Source organism: Candidatus Njordibacter sp. Uisw_056 (assembly GCF_047730085.1).
Classification (GTDB): Bacteria; Pseudomonadota; Gammaproteobacteria; order Pseudomonadales; family Balneatricaceae; genus Njordibacter.
Map to the genome: position 1 here is coordinate 869,261 of NZ_CP159830.1, position 24,165 is coordinate 893,425.

20 protein-coding genes are annotated in these 24,165 nt (G+C 45.0%); 16 read left to right on the forward strand and 4 right to left on the reverse strand.

Annotation, left to right across the window (positions count from 1 at the left end):
• The first annotated feature begins 369 nt into the window (after positions 1-369).
• The 3 genes from nrdA to yfaE are packed head-to-tail and all read left to right on the forward strand — an operon-like array spanning position 370 to position 4,099.
• Complete coding sequence (nrdA, locus tag ABXT60_RS04330; protein ID WP_443631525.1) at positions 370-2,628, forward strand: class 1a ribonucleoside-diphosphate reductase subunit alpha; 2,259 nt, start codon at positions 370-372, stop codon at positions 2,626-2,628.
• 53 nt (positions 2,629-2,681) lie between these two features.
• Positions 2,682-3,812, forward strand: coding sequence for a class Ia ribonucleoside-diphosphate reductase subunit beta (nrdB, locus tag ABXT60_RS04335; RefSeq protein ID WP_443631526.1), 1,131 nt, complete (start codon positions 2,682-2,684; stop codon positions 3,810-3,812).
• Between the two features lie 35 nt (positions 3,813-3,847).
• On the forward strand, positions 3,848-4,099 hold the full coding sequence (gene yfaE, locus ABXT60_RS04340) for a class I ribonucleotide reductase maintenance protein YfaE (RefSeq protein ID WP_443631527.1): 252 nt from the start codon (positions 3,848-3,850) through the stop codon (positions 4,097-4,099).
• 15 nt (positions 4,100-4,114) lie between these two features.
• Here yfaE and ABXT60_RS04345 read toward each other — a convergent pair whose 3' ends face one another.
• The 3 genes from ABXT60_RS04345 to argF all read right to left on the reverse strand — a co-directional run bounded on the left by ABXT60_RS04345 (position 4,115) and on the right by argF (position 7,509).
• Complete coding sequence (locus tag ABXT60_RS04345; RefSeq protein ID WP_443631528.1) at positions 4,115-5,470, reverse strand: class II 3-deoxy-7-phosphoheptulonate synthase; 1,356 nt, start codon at positions 5,468-5,470, stop codon at positions 4,115-4,117.
• Between the two features lie 149 nt (positions 5,471-5,619).
• Positions 5,620-6,576 carry a LysR family transcriptional regulator gene (locus ABXT60_RS04350; protein ID WP_443631529.1) on the reverse strand — a complete coding sequence of 319 codons (957 nt, stop codon included), beginning with the start codon at positions 6,574-6,576 and terminating at the stop codon, positions 5,620-5,622.
• 9 nt (positions 6,577-6,585) lie between these two features.
• Positions 6,586-7,509, reverse strand: a complete 924-nt coding sequence (gene argF / locus ABXT60_RS04355; protein ID WP_443631530.1) for an ornithine carbamoyltransferase — start codon at positions 7,507-7,509, stop codon at positions 6,586-6,588.
• Between the two features lie 191 nt (positions 7,510-7,700).
• On the opposite strand from argF, the gene grxD reads away from it, so the two are divergent.
• From grxD to ABXT60_RS04410, 11 genes are all read left to right on the forward strand, one after another.
• Complete coding sequence (gene grxD / locus ABXT60_RS04360; RefSeq protein ID WP_443631531.1) at positions 7,701-8,033, forward strand: Grx4 family monothiol glutaredoxin; 333 nt, start codon at positions 7,701-7,703, stop codon at positions 8,031-8,033.
• 38 nt (positions 8,034-8,071) lie between these two features.
• Positions 8,072-8,677 carry a peroxiredoxin gene (locus ABXT60_RS04365; protein ID WP_443631532.1) on the forward strand — a complete coding sequence of 202 codons (606 nt, stop codon included), beginning with the start codon at positions 8,072-8,074 and terminating at the stop codon, positions 8,675-8,677.
• 203 nt (positions 8,678-8,880) lie between these two features.
• On the forward strand, positions 8,881-9,951 hold the full coding sequence (locus ABXT60_RS04370) for a hydroxymethylglutaryl-CoA reductase (protein ID WP_443631533.1): 1,071 nt from the start codon (positions 8,881-8,883) through the stop codon (positions 9,949-9,951).
• The gene (fni, locus tag ABXT60_RS04375) at positions 9,952-10,980 is read left to right on the forward strand and encodes a type 2 isopentenyl-diphosphate Delta-isomerase (protein ID WP_443631534.1); all 1,029 of its coding nucleotides are present in this window, start codon (positions 9,952-9,954) and stop codon (positions 10,978-10,980) included.
• A 53-nt stretch (positions 10,981-11,033) separates the two neighbouring features.
• Positions 11,034-12,215 (forward strand): hydroxymethylglutaryl-CoA synthase, encoded by a 1,182-nt coding sequence (locus ABXT60_RS04380; protein ID WP_443631535.1) that lies wholly within the window; start codon positions 11,034-11,036, stop codon positions 12,213-12,215.
• On the forward strand, positions 12,212-13,288 hold the full coding sequence (locus ABXT60_RS04385; protein ID WP_443631536.1) for a mevalonate kinase family protein: 1,077 nt from the start codon (positions 12,212-12,214) through the stop codon (positions 13,286-13,288). The genes ABXT60_RS04380 and ABXT60_RS04385 overlap by 4 nt, the downstream gene beginning before the upstream one ends.
• A complete protein-coding gene (locus ABXT60_RS04390) occupies positions 13,281-14,279 on the forward strand; it encodes a mevalonate kinase family protein (RefSeq protein WP_443631537.1) in 999 nt (332 codons plus the stop codon). Before ABXT60_RS04385 ends, ABXT60_RS04390 begins: the two co-directional genes overlap by 8 nt.
• Positions 14,276-15,292, forward strand: coding sequence for a diphosphomevalonate decarboxylase (mvaD, locus tag ABXT60_RS04395; protein ID WP_443631538.1), 1,017 nt, complete (start codon positions 14,276-14,278; stop codon positions 15,290-15,292). The genes ABXT60_RS04390 and mvaD overlap by 4 nt, the downstream gene beginning before the upstream one ends.
• A 107-nt stretch (positions 15,293-15,399) precedes the next feature.
• Positions 15,400-15,882 carry an Lrp/AsnC family transcriptional regulator gene (locus tag ABXT60_RS04400; protein WP_443631539.1) on the forward strand — a complete coding sequence of 161 codons (483 nt, stop codon included), beginning with the start codon at positions 15,400-15,402 and terminating at the stop codon, positions 15,880-15,882.
• Between the two features lie 141 nt (positions 15,883-16,023).
• Positions 16,024-17,166 (forward strand): glycine cleavage T C-terminal barrel domain-containing protein, encoded by a 1,143-nt coding sequence (locus tag ABXT60_RS04405; RefSeq protein WP_443631540.1) that lies wholly within the window; start codon positions 16,024-16,026, stop codon positions 17,164-17,166.
• A 298-nt stretch (positions 17,167-17,464) separates the two neighbouring features.
• Positions 17,465-19,876, forward strand: coding sequence for a DNA polymerase II (locus tag ABXT60_RS04410; RefSeq protein WP_443631541.1), 2,412 nt, complete (start codon positions 17,465-17,467; stop codon positions 19,874-19,876).
• Between the two features lie 108 nt (positions 19,877-19,984).
• Here ABXT60_RS04410 and ABXT60_RS04415 read toward each other — a convergent pair whose 3' ends face one another.
• A complete protein-coding gene (locus ABXT60_RS04415) occupies positions 19,985-21,121 on the reverse strand; it encodes an alpha-hydroxy acid oxidase (RefSeq protein ID WP_443631542.1) in 1,137 nt (378 codons plus the stop codon).
• 211 nt (positions 21,122-21,332) lie between these two features.
• Between ABXT60_RS04415 and ABXT60_RS04420 the strand changes: the two genes are divergently transcribed.
• Both ABXT60_RS04420 and thrS read left to right on the forward strand, forming a co-directional pair.
• The gene (locus ABXT60_RS04420; RefSeq protein ID WP_443631543.1) at positions 21,333-22,052 is read left to right on the forward strand and encodes a FadR/GntR family transcriptional regulator; all 720 of its coding nucleotides are present in this window, start codon (positions 21,333-21,335) and stop codon (positions 22,050-22,052) included.
• 164 nt (positions 22,053-22,216) lie between these two features.
• On the forward strand, positions 22,217-24,136 hold the full coding sequence (gene thrS / locus ABXT60_RS04425) for a threonine--tRNA ligase (protein WP_443631544.1): 1,920 nt from the start codon (positions 22,217-22,219) through the stop codon (positions 24,134-24,136).
• Positions 24,137-24,165: the final 29 nt, after the last annotated feature.

Consider the following 24,165-nt stretch of genomic DNA (forward strand, 5'->3'; position numbering starts at 1 on the left):
AAGGTCCTTTAACTGCCATTTGTTGAAAAGATTCTATTGTATCAGCCGGCCAGCTGCAATCCCATATTTTATCAATCAAGGCGAGTATTTATTGGTTACAAAAAAATAATAAAAGCCTGCCTGGTTGGAGACGCGCGGCTTGTCTGGCCTGGCACTTTGTCAATAGAGATAGTTTACTTTTTTGGGGTTTTTGAGCTTGATTTTATCTAGGCAAATGTCTATATTTGGTGCTGTATTCTGTTTCGAGGCACAATATCTAGTGATTGAGGGTTTTTCTGTCACTTTCTTCCGAAACCACTAAATACATTTAAGGTGTTCAGTTTTAAGGCTGAAAAAGAACAAAAGTCAACATAATACATAGGCAAATCAATGCAAGATTTGATGGTCACAAAGCGTAACGGGCGAGAAGAAAAAATCGACCTCGAAAAGATTCACCGTGTCATAGATTGGGCCGCTGAAGGTTTAGAAAATGTGTCGGTATCTCAAGTGGAGCTGAAAGCACAGATTCAATTTTTTAATGGGATACGCACTGCAGACATTCACGAAACTATCATTAAGTCTGCTGCCGATTTAATCTCCGAAGAAACCCCAGATTATCAATACATGGCGGCCCGATTAGCCATATTCCACCTACGTAAACGTGCCTTCGGTAATTTTGAACCACCTCATTTGGGTGAGCACGTGAAAAAAATGGTGGCCCTGGAGCGTTATGACAACGCCCTGTTGAAAGATTATACAGAGGCTGAGTTTGACCATTTGAATGAGTGTTTAGACCACTCTCGTGATATGAACTTCAGCTACGCTGCAGTTAAACAAATGGAAGGCAAGTACTTGGTACAAAACCGAGTAACTGGGCAAATTCACGAAAGCCCCCAGATTTTGTATATGTTGGTGGGGGCCTGTTTATTTTCTAATTACCCCAAAGCAACACGCTTAGATTATGTGCAGCGATTTTATAATGCGGTGTCTTTGTTTAAAATTTCTTTGCCTACGCCGATCATGGCAGGTGTTCGCACCCCTACGCGCCAGTTTAGCTCGTGCGTACTGATTGAGTGTGGCGATTCATTAGACTCTATCAACGCGACATCTTCCGCTATTATTAAGTATGTTAGCCAGCGTGCAGGCATTGGTATTAATGCGGGTCGTTTGCGTGCCCTAGGCAGCCCTATTCGAGGAGGAGAAGCCTTCCATACAGGGATGATCCCATTCATTAAGCACTTTCAAACAGCGGTTAAGAGCTGTTCACAAGGCGGTGTTCGCGGCGGTGCAGCCACTCTTTTTTACCCTATTTGGCACTTAGAAGTAGAGTCTTTGTTGGTGTTAAAAAACAATCGCGGCGTAGAAGAAAACCGTGCCCGCCATATGGATTACGGAGTTCAATTTAATCGGTTAATGTACACACGCTTGATTAAGAGTGGCAATATTACCTTATTCAGTCCCTCTGATGTGCCTGGCTTATACGATGCCTTCTTTGCTGATCAAGATGAATTTGAACGACTGTACGATATTTATGAGGCCGACGATACGATCCGTAAGCGCACAGTTAAAGCGGTTGACCTATTTAGTAAGTTTGCCCAAGAACGCGCTCAAACAGGCCGTATTTACCTGCAAAACGTAGATCACTGTAATACCCGTAGTGCTTTTGACCCTAAAAAAGCACCGGTACGTATGAGTAACCTGTGTCTAGAGATTACTTTGCCAACGGCGCCGTTAGATAGTATTGGTGACGCAAGCGGTGAAATCGCTTTGTGCACTCTATCAGCCTTTAACCTAGGTGCATTGGATAATCTGAGTGAATTAGAAAATTTGTCCGACCTGATTGTTCGTGCCTTAGATAACCTACTCGATTATCAAGAATACCCGGTACCAGCGGCCTATGAAGCCAGTATGAAGCGCCGCACATTAGGTGTTGGTGTAACTAACTTTGCTTATTATTTGGCTAAAAATGGTGCTAAGTATTCTGACGGTTCAGGCAATGCGCTCACCCATCGTACATTCGAAGCAGTACAGTATTACCTGTTACAAGCCTCTAGCCGTTTAGCACAAGAGCAGGGCGCATGTCCTGCCTATGGTGACACGTTCTACGCCCAAGGCATTATGCCAATTGACAGCTACAAGAAAGATATTAACAAGTTTTGTGCTCAGGAATTGTTGCTAGATTGGGACGCTTTACGCCAGCAGATCAAAGACCATGGCTTGCGTAATAGTACTCTAACAGCGCTGATGCCCTGCGAGACTTCTAGCCAAATTACCAACAGCACTAATGGCATTGAACCTCCTAGGGGCTATGTGAGTGTGAAAGCCAGTAAGGACGGAATTCTTAAGCAAGTAGTGCCTGAATTTAAACGCTTACGTAATTCTTATGAGTTACTTTGGAGCATCCCAAGTAACGAAGGTTACTTGCAGCTTGTTGGTATTATGCAAAAATTTGTTGATCAGTCTATTTCTGCTAATACCAATTATGACCCCGCTCGCTTTGATAATGAAAAAGTGCCCATGAAACTCTTACTAAAAGACCTACTTACCGCTTATAAGTATGGTGTTAAGACCTTGTATTACCATAACACCCGCGATGGTGCTAATGATGATCAAGATGATGACTGTGAAAGTGGTGCTTGCAAACTTTAGTGAGCAGCGCCCTAGAAAACCTTTAGACATAACTGTACACCTACGAGATACTCATGGCCTATTCCACCTTTAATAAGGTTAAAAATGACGCGCTAAAAGAGCCTATGTTCTTTGGTCAAAATGTCAATGTTGCCCGTTACGACCAGCAGCGCCACCCTATTTTTGAAAAGTTGATTGAAAAACAATTGTCCTTCTTTTGGCGCCCAGAAGAAGTTGATTTATCTACTGACCGTAAAGATTTTATGGCCATGGCAGAGCACGAACGGCATATATTTTTGAGTAACCTAAAATACCAAACGCTGCTTGATAGTGTTCAGGGTCGGTCTCCTAATATTGCATTCTTGCCTGTAGTGTCTCTACCAGAACTTGAAACATGGCTCGAAACCTGGTCGTTTAGCGAAACTGTTCATAGCCGCAGTTACACCCATATAATTCGTAATGTAGTGGATGACCCAAGCATTATATTTGATGATATTGTTGATAACCCAGAGATTGTAAAACGTGCGGAATCAGTGACCCGCTACTATGATTTATTTATAGAGATGTGTGGCCAATATAGTTTGCTTGGAGAGGGCGCTCACCAAGTTGATGGTAAAGAGATTGTGGTTAGCTTAAGTGCCCTAAAGCGTCAACTGTACCTCACAGTTGCTTCTGTAAATGTACTGGAAGCAGTGCGCTTTTATGTTAGCTTTGCCTGTAGCTTTGCCTTTGCTGAACGAGCAATTATGGAGGGTAATGCCAAGGTTATTAAGCTGATTGCCCGTGATGAAGCCCTGCATTTAGCTGGAACTCAACACATGCTCAACTTAATGGGTAATGGTCAAGACGACCCAGATATGGTCGCCATTGCTGAATCATGTAAAGATGAGGTGGTAGAGATCTTCCGCGAAGCGGCGGAGCAAGAGCGTGAATGGGCTAAATATCTGTTTAAAGATGGCTCAATGATTGGATTAAATGCTGAAATTCTCAGCGATTATGTTGATTATATAACGAACGTGCGTTTGCGTGGTTTAGGTTTTGATGAAATATTTGACATCCGCAGCAATCCGTTGCCTTGGATGAATGCGTGGTTAGTGAGTGATAACGTGCAGGTTGCTCCTCAAGAGGCTGAGATTAGTTCATACCTTGTAGGTGCCATCGACAGTAACATGGACGACGCAGACTTTGACGATTTTGACCTCTAACGGTCCAGACCCTGTAAACGCTGGTGCTACAATCTATGAGTTCTACAGTCACTGTTAATGACATGCAGACCTTCTGTTACGGCGAAGAATTTTCTTTGCTGGATAGTATGGAAGAACACCAAATTTCGGTGAGTTATAACTGCCGTGGGGGTTATTGCGGAAGCTGCAAAGTGAAGTTGACCTCGGGTAAGGTTAACTGGGTGCAGGACAGTTTAGTCTCGTTGGAACCCGGCGAAATTCTAGTCTGTTGTTGTGTGCCAGATGGTTCAATTAGTTTGACCATCTAGCCACAAGGGTTTGCACTATCTGTTGCTTCGCGCATGCTTAAGGGTGTCTGCAATTAAGAATGCCAATTCTAGTGCTTGGTCTGCATTCAGCCTTGGATCACATGCTGTGTGGTAGCGGTCAGCTAATCCTTCGGCAGTGATATCATGAGCACCACCCATGCACTCAGTCACATTCTGCCCAGTCATTTCAAAGTGAACACCACCCGCGTAAGTGCCTTCTGCAGCATGCACATCAAAAAAGCTCTTCACTTCTCGTAATACATCTTTTACTTGGCGAGTCTTGTAGCCAGTGTGGGTTTTGATGGTATTGCCGTGCATGGGATCACTACTCCACAGCACCTTGTGGCCTTCCTTTTCAACAGCTCTAATTAGGTCTGGCAAGTAGGTCTCTACTTTGTCCGCACCCATTCTAGCTATAATATTAATGCGACCGGCTTCGTTATCTGGGTTTAACGTATCCAGTAGGCGCAGCATGTCATCAGCCTTCATCGTAGGCCCAGCTTTAAAGCCTAATGGGTTTTTGACACCGCGTAAGAATTCCACATGAGCACCGTCCACTTGACGGGTGCGGTCACCAATCCAAAGCATATGAGCAGAGCAATCGTACCAGTCATTAGTTAAGCTATCTTCGCGGGTTAACGCTTGTTCATAGTTTAGCAGCAAAGCCTCGTGAGAGGTGTAAAGGCTAGTTTTGTGCAGTTGTGGTGCATTTTCAGCGTTCAGACCACAGGCATTCATGAAGCTTAAAGAGCGGTCAATCTGGTCTGCCAGATCCTCATACCGAGTGCCAAGAGGGCTGGTGCGCACGAAGTCTTGGTTCCATTGATGAACTTTATTTAAATCTGCAAAACCACCTTCGGCGAAGGCTCGCAGTAAGTTTAAAGTAGCAGCCGATTGATTGTAGGCTTGCACTAGCCGTTCTGGGTCAGGTACGCGAGCAGCAGAGGTAAACTCTGTACTGTTGATAATATCTCCCCGATAACTGGGAAGCTCAATACCATCAAAAGTTTCATTATCAGAAGATCGTGGTTTAGCAAACTGTCCTGCCATGCGGCCTACTTTAACAACAGGGCAACTACCTGCAAAGGTTAGTACCACCGCCATTTGTAACATAACCTTAAACGTGTCGCGAATATTTGACGCGCCAAATTCAGCAAAGCTTTCTGCACAATCACCACCTTGCAATAAAAAGGCCTTACCCTCAGTCACTTGGGCTAACTGTTTTTTTAATGCTCGAGCTTCGCCGGCAAACACTAGTGGAGGCACTTGTGCAAGTTGTTGCTCAACGCGAGTAACTGCATCTGAATTAGGGTAGTTAGGTTGTTGTAATATCGGGAATTCACGCCAACTGGTTGGAGACCATGGTTTCATTAGGAGGGCCAAAAAAAGGTAGGTTGAGCAATGCCGCTGGCAATGCACGAAATTAGCTCTATTTTATATCATGCCTACCCGTTAGGTACAATCTGCCTGTGCGGTATTTGTTGCCATTAGAGCGATAGGAACAGTGGCTTTGTGGTAATCTAAAGGGAGTCTTCAGGCGGTCTCAAGGGCTGGCCTTGCTGGTTTTTCTGTTTAACACCCACCAAAGTAGCGGCAGATGTTTCGCGTGCGGTAACAAGAAAATCCATCATGTATTTGCTATCAGCTTGATCGCTGCGCACTGCAGCATAAAGCGTGCACCAGATGCCAGTTTCAGACATAGGCACAGCGGTCACATAACCGCGGCTACTGTATTCGTCTAATGCCCAGTTTGGTAAAGCGCACACCCCCCGGCCACTCGCCACCAGTTGCATCATCATCACGGTAAGCTCAGCGTGCCGTATAGCTTCAGGTTCAACACCCGCTGGATCTAAAAATTGCACAAATACATCTAACATATCACGCTCAACAGGATAACAAATCAGTGTCTGGTCGGCGATATCTTCTGCGTCTATAAATTTTTTCTTGGCTAAAGAGTGATGGTTACTAACTGCAAGCACAGATTCGTAGCTAAACAGGGGAACATAGCTTATGCCAGGTAAATCCTTTGGGTTCGCCGTTATCACAAGGTCAAGCTCGCCACTTCGCAGCGCAGGCAGCGGTGCAAAGTTGAAGCCACTGGCTAAATCAAGTTCTACTTCTGGCCAGTCAGCACGGTAACGATCTAAGCTTGGCATTAGCCACTGAAAACAGCTGTGGCACTCGATGGCAATGTTAAGGCGGCCTACAGCACCTGCTGCTAAACGGATAATTTCGCGCTCTGTATTTCGAATCTGTGGCAGCAGGTCATCTGCAAGAAGCAATAACCGCTGTCCAGCGGTAGTAAATTCTACTGGCTTAGTCTTTCTTATAAATAGGTCTAAGCCCAGTTTGTGTTCAAGGTCTTTAATTTGATGGGACAAGGCCGACTGGGTAAGAAATACTTTCTCTGCTGCTTCCACCAGACTTCCCGTTTCTCTAAGGGCAGATAGCGTGCGCAGGTGTCTTAACTCAATCATAGGGCCTGCTTAAGTCTGTGGTTGTAATAATAAAAATTCCATCAATGCTTTTTGAGCATGTAACCGGTTCTCAGCCTCATCAAAAACCACGCTGCGTGGATCACTAAACATGTTGTGGCTGATTTCTAAACCACGGTAGGCTGGCAAACAATGCATGAAAAGAGCGTTTGGCTCTGCCAAGTCCATAAGCGCAGGATTAACTTGATAGTTTTCAAAAGCAGCTTCCCGGGCTTTCTTTTCGTCTTCTTGGCCCATAGAAGCCCATGTATCTGTCACTACTAAATGGCTACCAATAACAGCTCTTTTGGGGTCTTGTATCAGGTGTACGCGTTCAGCATTGTTGGCCATCATCTGTGCATTTGGTAGATAGCCGTCAGGGCATGCTATGTTAAGTTTAAAGTCAAACTGTTTAGCGGCATTAATAAATGAATGGCACATGTTATTGCCATCCCCAACCCAAGTGACTGTTTTGCCTTTGATACTGCCGCGGTGTTCAACAAAGGTTTGTATATCAGCTAATAACTGGCATGGGTGGTAGTCGTCAGTAAGGGCATTAATAACAGGAACTTTGGAATGCGCTGCAAACTCTACAACTTCGTCGTGGGAAAACGTGCGAATCATCACCATGTCTACCATGCTTGAGATAACTTTGGCACTATCTTCAATAGGCTCTCCGCGGCCTAGTTGGGTATCCCTTGAAGAAAGGAAAATAGCATGCCCTCCCTGCTGTGCCATACCCGCTTCAAATGAAACGCGTGTGCGCGTTGATGATTTTTCAAAAATCATGCCTAACACCTTGCTGCGAAAAGGCTCGTAAGGGGTGTTTGAATTGCGAATTTTTTTGAGTTCTATGGCGCGCTGAATGACCCAGTTTAGCTCATTAGGGGATAGATCAAGCAAGGTTAAAAAGTGACGTGGAGAAGAGTTGGTCATGGAAAATGGCCGCGTAAAACGAGAATGATAGGGGTAATAGCTCTTGCTTGCAAATAACTAAGCTAATAAGGGCCATAAATAATGTAGATTATGGTATTTTTTTGACCAAATAATAACTGACTAAATTGGTAGGATATGTTTATAATTGCAGCAATTGAATTATGCAACCATAAATGAGAGAGCTGATAATTATGGACACGATAACCACTATTAAAGAACAAATCGAAAGCAATGCCATTTTACTTTACATGAAAGGCACGCCTAAATTCCCTCAGTGTGGGTTTTCTTCAAAAACTGTGCAAAACCTAATGAACTGTGGCGAGCGCTTTGCATTCGTTAATATTTTAGAACATCCAGACATTCGTGCCGAATTGCCTAAGTATGCCAACTGGCCAACGTTTCCACAGTTGTGGATTAAAGGTGAACTTGTTGGTGGTTGCGATATCATCACAGATTTAGCAGACTCGGGTGAACTAGCTGAAATGATTAGCGCTGCGGCACCTGCAGAAACAGACCCCGAGTAATTTAAATAACACAAACTAACGAGTATAAAGGAACAGCTATGAGCGTATTAGTCGGCAAGCAAGCCCCAGATTTTACAGTACCAGCGGTATTAGGCGATGGCACTATCGTTGATGATTTTAATCTTTTTGAGGCCATTAAGGGCAAGTACGGTTTGGTGTTTTTCTATCCATTAGACTTCACCTTTGTGTGTCCTTCTGAGCTCATTGCCTTAGACCACCGTATGGATGATTTTAAGGCCCGTGGTGTAGAGGTTATTGGTGTTTCTATTGATTCACACTTTACTCACAACGCATGGCGCAACACAGCTATAAACGATGGTGGTATTGGCCCAGTTAAATACACTTTAGCTGCAGACATGGCGCATGATATTTGTCGTGCTTATGATGTTGAATTAGCTGATGGCAGTAAGGCCTACCGTGGCGCATTCATCATTGACCGTGAAGGCCAGGTCCGTTCACAAATGGTTAACGATTTGCCTCTAGGCCGCAACATGGATGAATTGCTCCGTTTGGTTGATGCTCTGCAGTTCCATGAAGAGCATGGTGATGTTTGCCCAGCTGGCTGGACTAAAGGCGACTCGGGCATGAATGGCTCACCTGCAGGTGTAGCTTCCTACCTTGCTGAGAACGCAGACAAGTTATAAGTATTGTCTTATAAAAAGCCCCGTTAACCTTGAGTTATCGGGGCTTTTTTGTGTACACGATACCCAGTATTGTATTGCGACATCAAAGTTTAATGGCAGTAGCGTCAATAACTGTGCTGATCGTCATTGCATAACCGTATTGGGCTAGTTAAAATTAGACCCTAATTGTGACTGTTGTATCTATTATTTATAAGGCATCTTGAATGGCCCCTATTGCAGCTAAAATGAGCCCAAAAGTGACTCAAGCACCGGTTCCTATGCGTTTTGTTGGACCCATAAAAATAAGTGCTCAAGCTAGTTTAGACGCAGCATGGCAAGATAAGGTTTCTGTGCCACTAGCCACCTACGAAACGCCCTTGTGGCATTCAGTAGGCCGAGGTGCAAGGGTGTCTAGTTTATGTAAAGAAGGTATTAAAACCACCTTAGTGGATGAGCGCATGACACGTTCTATTTTGCTAGAAGCCAATGATGCAAGCCAGGTTTTACAGGCATGGCGATCTATTCAAACCCGACAAGAAGAAATGCAGGCTATTGTTAGTAAAACGAGCCGCTTTGCTAAGTTAATTGATATGAACATGCAAATTGTGGCCAATTTGTTGTATCTACGGTTAGAGTTTAAAACAGGAGATGCCTCTGGCCATAATATGGTCACCCAAGCTGCTGATAGTCTTATGCGGTGGGTATTAGATGAATACCCCCAACTCAACTACAGTTCTATCTCTGGTAATTATTGTAGTGATAAAAAAGCCACCGCTGTGAATGGCATTTTAGGCCGTGGTAAATACGTTGTAGCCGAGCTAACGGTGCCACGGGATTTATGTGAACGCAAGCTGCTTACAACACCTGAAAAAGTGGTTGATCTTAACATTAAGAAAAATCTACTAGGTACGTTAATGGCGGGTGGCTTGCGCAGTGCTAACGCTCATTTTGCCAATATGTTGCTAGGGTTTTATTTGGCCACTGGCCAAGATGCCGCTAATATTATTGAAGGGTCACAAGGGATGGTGCACGCGGAAGTAAGAGAAGGAGATTTATACTTTTCTTGCACCTTACCGAACATTATTGTGGGCACTGTTGGCAACGGTAAGGGGTTAGATTTTGTCACAGAAAATTTGGCTAAACTGGGCTGTTCTGAAGATGTTGAAGCAGGAGCCAATGCTAGGCGTTTAGCACAAATTTGTGCGGCCACAGTTTTATGTGGTGAGTTGTCTTTGCTTGCGGCGCAAACTAATCCGGGTGAACTCATGCAAGCCCACTTAAAGTTAGAGCGATAAATGAACGATCAAACTAATCGCCGTAAACGGCAACACATCGAAGTTATTGGTCGCGATGAAGGCGTAGAACGCAACGGCCGTTTTTTCGATGCGATACAGTTACAACATCGGGCTATGCCAGAAATCAATTTGAATGACGTCGATCCCAGCATAGAGGTTATGGGCAAGCGCTTGAGCTTTCCCTTATTAATTTCATCCATGACCGGTGGTGATGATGTTTTGGTGGCTAAGGTTAATCAACATTTGGCTGAAGCCGCGCAAATTACTGGCGTGGCAATGGGGGTAGGTTCACAGCGGGTCATGTTAGAAGATACAGGCGCTCAGGCTAGTTTTGATTTGCGTCGCTACGCACCAGATGCCCTCTTATTTGCCAATATGGGAGCCATTCAACTTAACAACGGTATGGGGTCAGCCCAATTACAGCAAGCCATTGATGTGTTATCTGCAGATGCTATTTTTCTTCACCTAAACCCACTACAAGAGGCTGTGCAACCAGAGGGTGATACCAACTTTGCTAATTTAGCGCAGGCCATTGGCCATGCGCAATCGCAGCTTAATGTGCCGGTGGTACTCAAGGAAGTTGGCGCGGGTCTTAGTGTGGCAGATATTGAATTAGGCTTACGACACGGTATTAGATGGTTTGACGTTGCAGGACGCGGCGGTACTTCATGGGCGCGTATTGAACAACAGCGCCGTGAAGACTCGCATACTCTAGGGTTCACGTTGCAAGATTGGGGTATACCTACGCCTTTAGCCATGAAAAACGCTCGCCCATATATGCAGCAAGCAAATTTCATTGCCAGTGGAGGCCTTCGAGATGGGCTAGACTTGGTAAAGAGTGTTATAATGGGCGGCTGTTTGGGTGGTATCGCAAAACCTCTTTTGGTTCCTGCTATGGAATCAACTTCTGCTGTGGTTGATGTCATAGAGGCCTTGAAAAAAGAGTTTGTCACCGCCATGTTCTTATTATCTGCAAGTACTGTAGATGATTTGCATTTAAACGATGCACTAGTGCTTAGTGAAGGTTAATTTGAGACATTTATACTTTATTAAGTTTGTAGTAGGGAAGATTGAGAAGTTATATGCCCGTTGGTATTGATGATATAAGTTTTTACACCACTAACTTTAGCTTAGACCTGCAAGAGTTAGCGGACAACAACGGCTCCAATGCCGCCAAATATACTGTTGGTATAGGCCAAGAGCGCATGAGTGTGCCCGGTGCTGACGAAGACGTAGTGACCATGGCGGCTAATGCCTGCTTACCCTTGTTAGAAGGTATGGCGCAGCGGGACGAAGACCCAAACGCTATTACCACTATTTTGTTTGCAACAGAAACGGGCATCGACCAATCCAAAGCTGCGGGTGTGTATTTGCACACGCTGTTAAAGCTCAGCCCTAGATGTCGTGTGGTCGAACTCAAGCAAGCCTGTTACAGCGCCACTGCGGCATTGCAGCTAGCCACTGCTTGGGTTGCCCGTAAGCCTAAAGAAAAAGTATTGGTAATTGCATCTGATATCGCTCGTTACGACCGCCAATCACCAGGTGAAGCTACCCAAGGTTGTGGTGCCGTAGCCATGATAGTTAGTACGAACCCAAGGCTCGTTGAGCTAGACCCAGAGACAGGGATTCATACAGAAGATGTAATGGATTTTTGGCGCCCTAACTATCGCTCTACAGCAATAGTTGACGGTAAATACTCTACCAAGGTTTATTTGCGTTGTGTGCGTTCGGCATGGCAAGATTTCCGGCAACAAAGTGAGCTGAACTTTTCAGACTTTGATTACTTCTGCTATCACCTCCCGTTTAGCCGTATGGCTCAAAAAGCTCACAACCACCTAGCCAATGGTAATGCTCACGAGCTTAGCGCCGAAACTTTAGAAAACCAAATTTCTGCTAGCCTTATTTATAACCGCATTACTGGTAATAGCTACACGGCTGCAATGTATATTGGTTTTATCTCTTTGCTAGACAATACAGCTACAAATTTGGCAGGCAAACGCATTGGCTTCTTTAGCTATGGCTCTGGCAGTGTAGGGGAATTCTTTACGGGAACTCTTGTAGAAGGTTACCAAGACATGCTGCATAAGCAGAGTCATCAGACGATGTTGGAGTCACGTCAGCCACTAAATTATGCGGACTATCAAAAAATGTACGCTTTTGAAGTACCTACAGACGGCGGTGATCATGAGTTTGAGCAGCAAACTAATGGTAAATTTCGCTTAACAGGTATCAGCCAACACAAACGCCTTTATCAGGTGCGATGACCGCATCTGACATAGTGGCCCCTGCAGCTGGGCCAACTAGCTCTAATAGACACTCTACGCGCGTGAGAGTGCCGGGTAAAGTCATTCTCAGTGGTGAACATGCTGTTATTTATGGTGCGCCAGCACTAGCCTGTGCTATTCAAATATATGCCTTTGCAGCAGTTACCACTAGCAGTGCCTTAGGTGTTCGTCTTAAAGTACCCGAATTTGGTATTGACCAATCCTTTAGTTTGTTGCAACTTTTTCAGTTAGCCCAGCAGACTCAGTCCCGACATAGGCAATACCTCACTGCCTCAGGCCTTCTTTCCAGTGTTGTGTTAAATCCCACAGAATTTTTTGCAGCTGCCCTAGGTGCTAGTGGTTTAGTGACTCTCTTATCTGATCAACATGGCTTAGTAATTGAACTCTCTTTGGATTTGATTGCTGGTGGCGGCATGGGGTCATCAGCGGCTTTAGTGGCCGCTATGTTGGCTGCGTCATTTCAACACGTGGGTGAGCCTTTAACCTCTGCTGAATTAGTGTTAAAAACCACTCAAAGTGAGCATTGGCAGCATGGTAGGTCTAGCGGCGTAGACCCGTACGTATGTGTGATGGGTGGTTTACAGCAATATCATAAGGGTTATGGTGAGCGGCACGTTATAAAACAGCTCGCGCACTACTTTTTGGTCACCACAGGGAAGCCGAAAAGTTCTACAGGGGAGTGTGTTGACGCAGTTAAACAGCAAGGTTTCCCAAACACCCTTTGGCAAGAGTTCAGCATTGTTCAAGAGAACATGCGAACAGCGCTGCAGCTTAACCAAAGCATGAAAATGTGCAATGCAGTTAAGGCTAATCACCAACTCTTGAAAAAAATAGGCGTTGTTCCCACCCTAGTGTGTGAATTTATCGATAACATAGAAGCTCAGGGCGGCGCAGCAAAAATATGTGGTGCAGGTAGTGTGGTGGGTGACCTTGGAGGTTTGGTTTTTGTAGTTGGGTTAAACCAAGCGCTTATTGAGCAACTCTGTTTAAGCTATGGTTACGGTGTTCAGGCTATGTGTCCAGACTTACAGGGAGTGGTTTACTTTGAGTAGGTTAAGCGCCATAGCGTCTGCGCCAGCTAATACCATGCTCATGGGTGAACACGCTGTATTATATGGCCACAGTGCGGTTGTTTGTGCCTTAACTCAACGCATCTATGTGAGGGCCAGTAATCGTGTAGATGGACAAATAGTGATTGCATCTGGTTTAGGCCAGTTTAAATGCCAACAAGCCGACTTAGAATCACATTTAGGTCAAAGCCAAGGCCTCAGTTTTGTGTTGCAGGCACTGGCCCTTTGTAATTTGACAGGTGGAGTAGATATAACGATTGAGTCAGACTTTGAGCATACTTTGGGGCTAGGGTCATCAGCCGCAGTCACTGTGGCAACCCTTGGAGCCATTGACTTACTCACTAAGGGCCAATTAGATGCTCAGGCGATACTGTGCTTAGGCATAGAGTCCATCCGTAAAGTTCAGGGTAGGGGCTCTGGTGCCGATGTTGCTGCGAGTGCACTAGGCGGAATTGTTAAGTTTCAAGCTAAACCATTGAGTGCTAATAAGGTTAATATTCCTCATGAAGCATGGCGGGGTATGCCTAAATTGCGCTTAATTTATTGTGGTTACAAAACGTCTACCCCTATCGTCATTGAGCAAGTGCGACAAGCTGCGATTCATAACCCCCAGCGCTTTAAACAACTTTATGAGCAAATGGGTGCTTGTGTTGAAACCGGTGTAGATGCCTTAAGTGCTGCAAATTGGTTCACTTTTGCGCAATCTATGGATCAATACCAACGCCTAATGCGGTACTTAGGAGTGAGCGACGAGACCATTGAAATAATCATTCAATTGGCTAAAAAACAGGTAAAAAATGGTGAGCTTTTTGGCGCTAAAATTTCTGGCTCTGGGCTAGGAGATTGTGTGTTGTTACTTGGCAGTGATCGGCTGGATTGGCCCCATACTCAGATATCAGTGCAAATAGATCCCCAAGGTGTGCGCCAAGAAGCACGTCTTCCCAGTGAAACACATAAAGAGAAATTGCTATGAGCCAAACGCCGACAAGTATCCTTTCTGTTGGTCAGTGGGTGGATGACGTTTTAGGTAACGCTAAATTTAACTCCCCAGCAGCACACGCAAGTGCCTATGCCCCCAGTAACATTGCCTTAAGCAAATACTGGGGTAAGCGTGAGGTCAATTTTAACTTGCCAGTAACAGGTTCTGTGTCTATCTCTTTGGCTGAACATGGCACTAAAACGGGTCTCTCAGTTATAGATGCCCCACAACACCACATTACACTCAATAGTGAAGAGGTTGATGCCTCCCAGAGTTTTGCCATCAAGCTTAGCCAGTGGTTAGACCGAGTGTTGCCTAACAATCTAAAGCTGCGGGTAGACACCTACAATACCGTGCCTACGGCAGCAGGATTGGCCTCATCTGCCAGTGGTTTTGCAGCGCTAACCTTAGCCACAAATTGCCTTATGGGCTGGCAACTGCCTGAACAGCAGCTTTCGGCATTAGCACGCCTAGGTAGTGGCAGTGCCAGCCGTTCTTTATGGCACGGCTTTGTTAAATGGCAGGCTGGAGAGCAGCCTAATGGCAGTGATAGTGTAGCTTTTTTACTGAAGCACCAGTGGCCACAACTTAGGGTGGGCCTATTAACGGTTTCAAGCCAAAAAAAAGCAGTGTCTTCACGAGAGGGCATGGCAAGAACCATGGCCACCTCAGCATTATACAAACAGTGGCCACAGCAAGCTAATTCTGATTTAACTACCATTGAAACTGCTATTGAAGCAGGTGATTTTAAAACCATGGCCGTGACAGCCGAAAATAATGCGATGAGCATGCACGCTACTATGGCTGCAGCCTGGCCACCACTGGTCTATTGGCAACCTGACTCTTTGACTCAAATGCACAAAGTTTGGCAGTTACGCGAACAAGGTTTGCCCCTTTACCTCACCATGGATGCTGGTCCTAACCTTAAGCTCCTTTTTGAAGCTAAGCATCAGTCTGATGTAGAAGCGGCTTTCCCCGAAGTTCAAGTCATTATCCCGTTTGGGTAAGTGATCTTTAAATATACCCTAAGGTCTTGTATCCTTGTGCTCTTTGGTTAGGGGCGAGCTACCTGATAAATAGCCTTACTAAGGGTTCCATAAAAGAGAGCGCAAACATGAAAAAACTTGCCTTAGATGCAATCGATATACGTATTTTGTGTGCGGTTCAACACCATGGAAAAATTAGTAAATTTAAACTCGCAGAGCTGGTTAATCTATCACCAACACCGTGTCGAGTGAGGCTAGATAAACTTAAAAAATCAGGCATAATTTTGGGTTACCAAGCTGACATCGACATTGATCGACTGATTGATTTAACCAAGGTAATCGTCACAGTGTCACTGAAAACCCATAAAAAATCTGACTTTGAGCGTTTTGAATCTTATATCGGTGACATCGATGAAATCGTTGAATGCTATGCCACAGGCGGTGGCACTGATTATGTCATGACCATCGTTTCTAGAAATCTTAGCGATTTTCAGTGTTTAGTTGAGCAGTTGCTCAAAGAAGAAATTGGTATTGACCGTTATGTCATTTATATTGTCACTAAGCAGGTTAAAAAAACGCCTTTAAATTTAGTAACACTTCTGTCTGAGTAGCTTCAATAATAAGCCTAAACAGGCTGGCAGCTATATTTATTTAGTCCATTTTAGGCGCCAATTTCACCTATAGTTTTGTTTAACGTTTAGCTTTTAAAAGACCCTGCTAATACGACTGAATGACTATGTGAGGACGACCCCTTGGCAACGCCTAAAGACTTTGGTTTTGGTACACAGATTCGTAAATCTCCCTACTTTGATGCAACCATACGCTGGGGTGCCAAAGACTTTTCCGTCTATAACCATATGTACATCCCTAGAGACTTTGGTGACCCACAAAAGAATTTTTGGAACTTGGTCAATAGCGTCATCCTGTGCGATGTTGCCGTTGAACGTCAGGTAGAAATTACTGGCCCAGATGCTGCAAAGTTGGTGCAGAGCCTTATCTGTCGTGACCTTTCAAGATGTGCTGTAGGCCAGTGTAAATATGTGCTGGTGACTAACGCAGCGGGTGGTATTTTGAATGATCCAATCATGCTTCGTTTAGCTGAAAATCACTTTTGGATCTCTTTGGCGGATAGTGATATTTTACTTTGGGCACAGGGAGTAGCGGTAAACTCTGGGCTGAATGTAACTATTTGTGAACCAGATGCGTCTCCCCTTCAGCTGCAGGGCCCAAAGTCTGGTGAGGTGATGCAGGCTTTGTTTGGAGAGAGCATTCTTGATCTCAAATATTATTGGCTGCGCGAATATGAGCTAGATGGTATTCCATTAATTATTTCCCGCACTGGTTGGTCAAGTGAGTTGGGTTATGAGCTATACCTATGCGATGGGTCTAAAGGGGACTTGCTCTGGGAAAAAATAATGGCAGCAGGAAAGCCTTTTGGCATTAAGCCTGGCCACACGTCCACTATTAGGCGCATAGAGGGTGGTATGCTGTCCTACCATGCAGACATGGACATCAATACCAACCCCTATGAACTAGGTTTGGATCGTTTGATCGATATTGATGCCGATTTTGATTTTATTGGTAAAGCGGCGTTGCAAAAGATTCGCCATCAAGGTGTATCACGCAAGCATGTGGGTTTGGTTATTAGTGGCCCTGCAATTGAAGGCTCTAATACTAGCTTTTGGAGCTTGGAAAAAGACGGCCAGCTAGTCGGTAAGGTAACGTCTGCGGTATATTCCCCTAGGCTGCAGAAAAACATAGCATTGGCGATGGTTGATGTGCAATGTGCAGCATTGAGCACAGAGTTTGTAGTCATAAAGCCTTTCGGTAATGCCACTGCAACAGTAGTGGAGAAACCGTTTTTTGACCCTAAAAAGAAATTAGCTGCTACCTAATATGTGCCAAATAAAGTGATACTTTAGCCAAAGAGGGGTTAATAAATAGTAGAAAACCTCGTGGTGATAACCCTTGATACAGCAATGATGTGACCCTTGTCATGCTGGTAGCTTAAAGCGATTTTTTTTAACGGGTCAAATCATTTCTGGTATCATAGAAATAAGAAAACGTCACCAGCATCAAAGGCCACTTGCTTAGCCGCATTGCACAGTAGCTCAACCTCAATGCACTAATTGTTTGCTAGCAAAGTGAGCGTTTACTGCACCCACCCAATAAACTAAATAGGCCAAAGCAAAAATGAAAGGGTTTGTGCTTTCCCGCCATAGCCAAGATACCGATAAAGGGATCAACCTTAACTATTGGCTAGCTACTGAAAATGGCCCAGTGTGCCTGCGGCAAACCCAGCAAGAGGCAGTTTGTTTCTTGCCTTTGTCTCAGCAAGGCCAGGCGCAAAAATTAATGCAGTCTATGGCATTACCAGACACCATGTGGCGGTTTCAATCCTTAGGGCTTAAGACCTTTCAGCACGAGCCTGCCGTGGCTCTTTATATGTCTAACCATAAATTTTTTCAGCAGGTGTGTGGCTTGCTAAGTGAGGCGAATATTAGCCTTATGGAACAAGACATTCAGCCCCAAGAACGTTATCTTATGGAGCGCTTTATTAGTGCCAGCCTAGTGTCTGACGCACCACCTATTAACGGTGTTTTAGCGGATGCTAGAGTTAAAAGCTGTGAATACACTCCCGCTATTAAGACAGTGTCGCTAGACATTGAAACCACTATGGATGGTAAAACAATCCATAGCATTGCCGTCTATAGCACTGAAAACCAAGGCATAGAGAATCAGTCGCCTGTGCAGGTGGTTTGGTTGCATTGGCCTGCTAGTATGCCTAAGGAAAACATTAAAGACCTACCCCAGTATACCCAAGTGTGTGCCAACGAAAGGCAATTGTTAAAGCAATTTAGTCAGTGGTTACTGGACTATAACCCAGATGCAATTATTGGTTGGGCCCTAGTGCAGTTTGATTTTCAAATACTGTGTGCTCGGGCGCGAGAGTTAGGTGTGCGTTTGCGGTTGGGCCGAGGTGGTGAGGAAATACGCTGGCGTGCAGGGCAGGGTAATCGCCCAGCAAAGCTCTATATGCCGGGCCGTGTGGCTTTAGATGGCATTGAAGTAATGCGTTCTGCAACATGGCAGTTTGAATCGTTTTCGTTAGAAAATGTAGCAAGGCAATTACTGGGACGTGGTAAGGACATAACCAAGCCGCAAGACCGTGGCGAAGAAATTCAACGTATGTATCGTGAAGATCCAAGCTCATTGGTGAGCTATAACTTAGAGGATTGCCGCTTGGTATGGGATATTTTTATTAAAGCCAATTTAATGGCTTTTTTAATAGAACGTGCGCGGCTAACGGGTTTGCCAATGGATAGAGTGGGGGGCTCGTCTCAGGCCTTTGATCATCTATATTTGCCTCGCTTACACCGCCAAGGCTATGTTGCCCCTGCATTTGCGTCTGGTCAGGCAGGGGACAGCCCGGGTGGGTTTGTGATGGATTCTAAACCTGGGCTTTACCGCAACGTACTAGTATTAGACTTTAAAAGCCTTTACCCCAGCATTATTCGTAGCTTCAAAATTGATCCGTTAGGGTTAATTCAAGGCCTGCATAATGTCGGTGTAGCTAACAACGTGGACAAGGCTATTAGTGGATACAAAGGCGCTCAATTTAGCCGGAATCAAAGCATCTTGCCGGATATTATTGCTGAGCTTTGGGCAGCAAGAGATGTGGCCAAGGCCAACAAAAATACGCCACTGTCCACCTCTATAAAAATTGTTATGAATTCGTGTTATGGCGTACTGGGTTCAAGTGTTTGCCGTTTTTATGACCAGCGTTTAGCCAGCTCTATTACCTTGCGTGGCCACGCCATCTTGAATCAAACCAAAGACCTTATACAGCAGCAAGGTATGCAGGTGATCTATGGAGATACAGATTCTGTATTTGTGTGGTTAGGCGACGAAGCGATCTCCTTAGCTAAAGTGCAAGCTAAAGGCAATGAGCTGGCAAAGGAGCTTAATGAGTGGTGGAGTCATCATTTAAAAGTGGAGTTTGACCTCAAAAGTTATTTAGAAATAGAGTTTGAAACATACTTTAGTCGCTTTGTTATGCCCACTATAAGAGGACAAGAAACAGGTAGTAAAAAACGTTATGCCGGTGTTACTGTTGCGCCCGATGGAACGTCTAAGATGCTCTTTAAAGGCTTAGAGCAAGTGCGTACAGATTGGACCAAGTTGGCAAAAGACCTGCAGGCGCAGCTTTATCAGCGCGTATTTAACGACGAACCATATTTGGACCTGATTAAGCCTTTGTTAACACAAGTAAGATCTGGTGAGTTAGACCATAAGCTGGTGTACAGAAAACGCCTGCGAAGGCCCTTAGCCGAATACCAAAAAAATGTCCCACCACACGTTCAAGCGGCACGTAAAGCAGAGGCTTGGCGGCTAGAAAACCAACTGCCATCAGCTTATGCTAACGGGGGTTGGATAGAGTATGTGATCACTCTTACAGGGCCAGAGCCATTAGAAATGGCGCCTAAAAATTACGATTATGAGCATTATATCGATCGTCAAATAGAGCCAGTAGTTGATGGCATACTCCCTTTTCTAAATGATAGTTTCGCCAGTATCACTGAGCGACAGTTGGGTTTGTTTTAGGCTGTTGGTGGGGCTGTCTGGTTGTCTTTGTTTGTTCTATTTTCAGCTAAATAGTGCGTCTTTTTTTAACTGGGGTGAGCTTGTCTTTGTGCCCGTTTATTTGCGTGATCAACTGATCAAATGCTTGGGAAAGTCTTCAACTTTTTCACATCCCACCTGCTCCATAACCTGCTGAAGTTGGCGTTTGAATATCTCTAGCACTTGATTGCCACCTTGGTCTCCCATGGCACATGCCCCAAACATTGGCGCTCTGCCAAGAAAAGTAAACCTTGCACCTGAGGCCAAACTGGAAGCAACATCTGCACCTGAACGAATCCCTCCGTCCATCATTAGTGTTACAGTATCGCTGTATTTTTTTGCCAGCTCTGCAAGTGGTTTAATGGTAGATTGTCCAGAATCTAACTGTCTGCCGCCATGATTTGACACAATTAAACCGTCAACACCCAGTTTAATGGCTATCTCTGCGTCTTCTGGATTAACGATCCCTTTGATCACTAGGTTACCCGGCCACTGTTCGCGAATGGCTTTAATTTTATCTTCAGTTAAGCGCCCAGAAAAAGTCTTATTCATAAATAGGCCAAGATGCTGCATGTTGAGGCCATCTGGAATGTAAGGTTTCATGGTTTTGAACTCAGGTGACCCTGCCAAAAGTTGCTCTATCGCCCACCTTGGATGAGTGGCTATTTGTAGAATATTGGCCAAGGTCATTTGCGGTGGGATAGAAAGGCCGTTTTTAATTTCCTTTGGGCGGTAGGCAAAAGTAGGGGTGTCGGCCAGCAATACTAGGGTTTTACAGCCCGCCTGAGCAGCCCGCGCAAGGAGTTTGTCGCGCAATACATTTTCTGCGGGGTGATAGAGTTGGAACCAAAAATCACCTTCAGTAATATCGGCAATGGTTTCGATACTTGCAGTACCTACAGTGCTAAGGCAAAACGGCACATTATGCTGCTTGGCTGCCTTTGCCAAAATCTCACAAGACTTTGGCCACATGAGCCCCTGAAGCCCAACGGGTGCTATGCCAAAGGGTGAGTCGTAGGTTTTACCAAATAGCGTGGTTTGTTGTGAGGCACCATTGAAACCACGTAAGTAATGTGGACGAAGTTGGATGTCGCGTATTTCTTTCGTGTTGCGAGCGAGGTTGATGTTGGAAAAGCATCCCCCGGTGAGGTAATCATAGGCAAAGCCTGGCATGCGCTGTTTTGCGCGCTCGGCTAGCATTTCGATTGAGGGGTAGCGCGAATCCATTTTATTTTCTCTACTTGTGGTTGCTTTAGAAACCGTCTAAACGTTTTAGGGCTTTAACCCTAACACTGTGTTGTTCTATAGACCAAATCACTTGTTAAACTTTGGCTGCTGTAAAACAGCACCAAAATCATTATGCCCTTGGTGCTGCTTAGGCTCTAGTAGCTAGATGTTAAATAGGTTAAAGTGATCTGACCAAAATATGAGTATATTTATGAACAAAGTTAAAATGATCAGTCGTGCCATCGAAGAGGATATTCGTCAGTGTCGATGGTTACCCGGTAATAGGCTACCTGGGCAGTTAAAACTTATGGCGCGTTTTGGTGTATCTAGAACCTGTTTGCGTGAAGCGATTAACGGCCTAGAGGTTAAAGGACTAATTACTAGCCGCCATGGTTCGGGTTGTTATGTGAATAATTTGTTTGAAGCCCAGTTTGCCGGCCCCATGAGGGGTGTCGAGCGCAATTCGGTTGCGTTACAGCTGTCCGTTATGGAAATGCGATTAGTGTTGGATGGAGCGGCTGTTCAATGCGCCTGTGAACACGCTACTGATGAACAGTTGGCTGCCATAGGCCATGAGTATAAGCTAATGGCGCAGCGCCGTGGAAATGCCCTTCAGCGTGCAAAGGCAGACTTAAAGTTCCATATGCTCATTGCAGAATCTAGCCATAGCCTTATTATTGTGTCCCTGAGCCAATTATATTATGCACAGTTTTTTAATGCCATTTATGGCACATTGTATAGTGTTGCAGGGCGAGATTTAACCTTGTCTGGCGAAGTTTCAGTAGCGATTGGTACGCAACATCATGCTATTTATGAAGCGCTCATGGTGCGTGATGGCGAGGCAGCAAAAGCAGCAGCTCAGGCCCATATTCGTTACTCAATGTCTATGTTGGAGGATAGAACCAAGTTTAACGTTGCTGAGGTGGGTTAGGATTGCCGCAAGGGCTTGAAAAGGTTGTTCTCAAAGTTGAATGCAGGTAAAATCACGCTTCATTTTTTGCGCTATGGTTGCTGCTGTTTGATACAGCGTTAATTGTAACAGCGTTTTACCCCAAGTGGCCTTTGGTAGGGGCCACCACTGATCAAGGAAATATCATGCCGATAATTACTCTTCCTGATGGCAGTCAGCGGTCTTTTGACGCGCCTGTTACAATCCACGACGTTGCTTTTGACATCGGCCCAGGGCTTGCTAAAGCTGCTGTAGCTGGCAAGGTGTTGGGCGAGTTAGTTGATACCAGTTATGTCATTACTGAAGATGCCGCTCTTGCTATTGTGACTTCAAAGGATGAAGAAGGGCTTGAAGTCATTCGTCATTCGTGTGCGCACATGATGGCCCAAGCAGTTCAGGATGAGTTTCCTGGCGCTCAGGTGACCATTGGCCCAGTGATTGAAGATGGTTTTTTCTATGACTTTGCTTATGAGCGTCCATTTACCCCAGAAGATTTAGTTAAAATTGAAGCTCGTATGAAAGCTTTGACTAAAGAAAACCTTAAAGTTGAGCGCCGCATTATGAGCCGCGCTGATGCGGTTGGATTTTTCAAAGACCTTGGTGAAGACTACAAAGTAGAGATTATTGACAGTATTCCTGGCGAAGAAGACCTGTCTTTTTATAGTCAAGGTGGCTTTACCGACTTATGCCGTGGCCCTCATGTTCCGTCTACTGGCCATATCAAGTCGTTTAAGCTAATGAAGGTTGCGGGTGCCTACTGGCGTGGTGATTCTAACAATGCCATGCTAACGCGTGTTTACGGCACAGCGTGGGCAGACAAAAAAGACCTTAAAGCCTATTTGCACCGCTTAGAAGAAGCAGAAAAACGCGACCACCGCAAGCTAGGTAAAAAGCTAGATTTATTCCACACCCAAGAAGAAGCCCCGGGGATGATATTTTGGCATCCCAATGGCTGGACAATCTACCAAGTGGTTGAGCGTTACATGCGTGAGCGTCAGATTGAAGGTGGCTACCAAGAGGTGAAAACGCCACAAGTGGTTGATCGCAGCCTTTGGGAACGTTCTGGCCATTGGGATAAGTTTTCTGAGATGATGTTCACCACGTCTTCTGAAAACCGTGACTATGCTGTTAAGCCCATGAACTGCCCATGTCATGTACAGATTTTTAATCAAGGTTTGAAGAGCTACAAAGAGTTACCTATTCGCATGGCCGAGTTTGGCTCATGCCATCGCAATGAACCTTCTGGCACGTTGCATGGCATTATGCGTGTTCGTGCCTTTACTCAAGACGATGGCCATATTTTCTGTTCTGAAAGCCAGATGCAAGATGAAGTGGCTCGATTCATTGACTTTTTGTACGACGTGTACCAAGACTTTGGCTTTGACGATGTCATTCTAAAGTTGTCTACTCGGCCAGAGCAGCGAGTTGGTGCTGATGAAGTTTGGGATCGTGCGGAGGCTGCTTTAGAAGAAGCACTAAATGCTAAACAACTGCCCTTTGATATTTTGCCAGGTGAGGGTGCTTTTTATGGCCCTAAGATTGAATTCTCTTTGAAGGATTGCCTTGGCCGAGTTTGGCAGTGTGGCACTATTCAGGTAGACTTTTCTATGCCAGGCCGTCTTGATGCACAGTTTGTAAACGAAGCAGGTGATCGTGAAGTTCCGGTGATGTTGCATCGGGCAACTTTAGGTTCATTTGAGCGGTTTTTAGGTATTTTGATCGAAAACTTCGCCGGTGCTATGCCGCCTTGGTTAGCACCCAAACAAGTGTCAATTTTGAATATTACGGACAAACAGGCCCCTTTTTGCAAAGAAGTTGCAGAAAACTTAACAAAAATGGGCTTTAGGGCCTCTGCGGACTTGAGAAACGAAAAGGTAGGCTTTAAAATCCGCGAGCACACAATTCTTAAAGTTCCTTATTTGCTAGTTATTGGTGATAAGGAAGTTGAAACTCAATCTGTCACTGTACGAACTCGTACGGGTGAAGATTTGGGTAATATGAGCCTAGAATCGTTTGCCGATCTGCTTAATGCAGATATCGCCAAACTAGGCCGCAGTGAAACGTAAATATACGTTTCAAATTATGAATTAACGGA

Coding starts and splice junctions, on each gene's coding strand:
- nrdA (WP_443631525.1), top strand. CDS start 370: ATGCAAGATTTGATGGTCACAAAGCGTAACGGGCGAGAAGAAAAAATC.
- nrdB (WP_443631526.1), top strand. CDS start 2,682: ATGGCCTATTCCACCTTTAATAAGGTTAAAAATGACGCGCTAAAAGAG.
- yfaE (WP_443631527.1), top strand. CDS start 3,848: ATGAGTTCTACAGTCACTGTTAATGACATGCAGACCTTCTGTTACGGC.
- ABXT60_RS04345 (WP_443631528.1), bottom strand. CDS start 5,470: ATGAAACCATGGTCTCCAACCAGTTGGCGTGAATTCCCGATATTACAA.
- ABXT60_RS04350 (WP_443631529.1), bottom strand. CDS start 6,576: ATGATTGAGTTAAGACACCTGCGCACGCTATCTGCCCTTAGAGAAACG.
- argF (WP_443631530.1), bottom strand. CDS start 7,509: ATGACCAACTCTTCTCCACGTCACTTTTTAACCTTGCTTGATCTATCC.
- grxD (WP_443631531.1), top strand. CDS start 7,701: ATGGACACGATAACCACTATTAAAGAACAAATCGAAAGCAATGCCATT.
- ABXT60_RS04365 (WP_443631532.1), top strand. CDS start 8,072: ATGAGCGTATTAGTCGGCAAGCAAGCCCCAGATTTTACAGTACCAGCG.
- ABXT60_RS04370 (WP_443631533.1), top strand. CDS start 8,881: ATGGCCCCTATTGCAGCTAAAATGAGCCCAAAAGTGACTCAAGCACCG.
- fni (WP_443631534.1), top strand. CDS start 9,952: ATGAACGATCAAACTAATCGCCGTAAACGGCAACACATCGAAGTTATT.
- ABXT60_RS04380 (WP_443631535.1), top strand. CDS start 11,034: ATGCCCGTTGGTATTGATGATATAAGTTTTTACACCACTAACTTTAGC.
- ABXT60_RS04385 (WP_443631536.1), top strand. CDS start 12,212: ATGACCGCATCTGACATAGTGGCCCCTGCAGCTGGGCCAACTAGCTCT.
- mvaD (WP_443631538.1), top strand. CDS start 14,276: ATGAGCCAAACGCCGACAAGTATCCTTTCTGTTGGTCAGTGGGTGGAT.
- ABXT60_RS04400 (WP_443631539.1), top strand. CDS start 15,400: ATGAAAAAACTTGCCTTAGATGCAATCGATATACGTATTTTGTGTGCG.
- ABXT60_RS04410 (WP_443631541.1), top strand. CDS start 17,465: ATGAAAGGGTTTGTGCTTTCCCGCCATAGCCAAGATACCGATAAAGGG.
- ABXT60_RS04415 (WP_443631542.1), bottom strand. CDS start 21,121: ATGGATTCGCGCTACCCCTCAATCGAAATGCTAGCCGAGCGCGCAAAA.
- ABXT60_RS04420 (WP_443631543.1), top strand. CDS start 21,333: ATGAACAAAGTTAAAATGATCAGTCGTGCCATCGAAGAGGATATTCGT.
- thrS (WP_443631544.1), top strand. CDS start 22,217: ATGCCGATAATTACTCTTCCTGATGGCAGTCAGCGGTCTTTTGACGCG.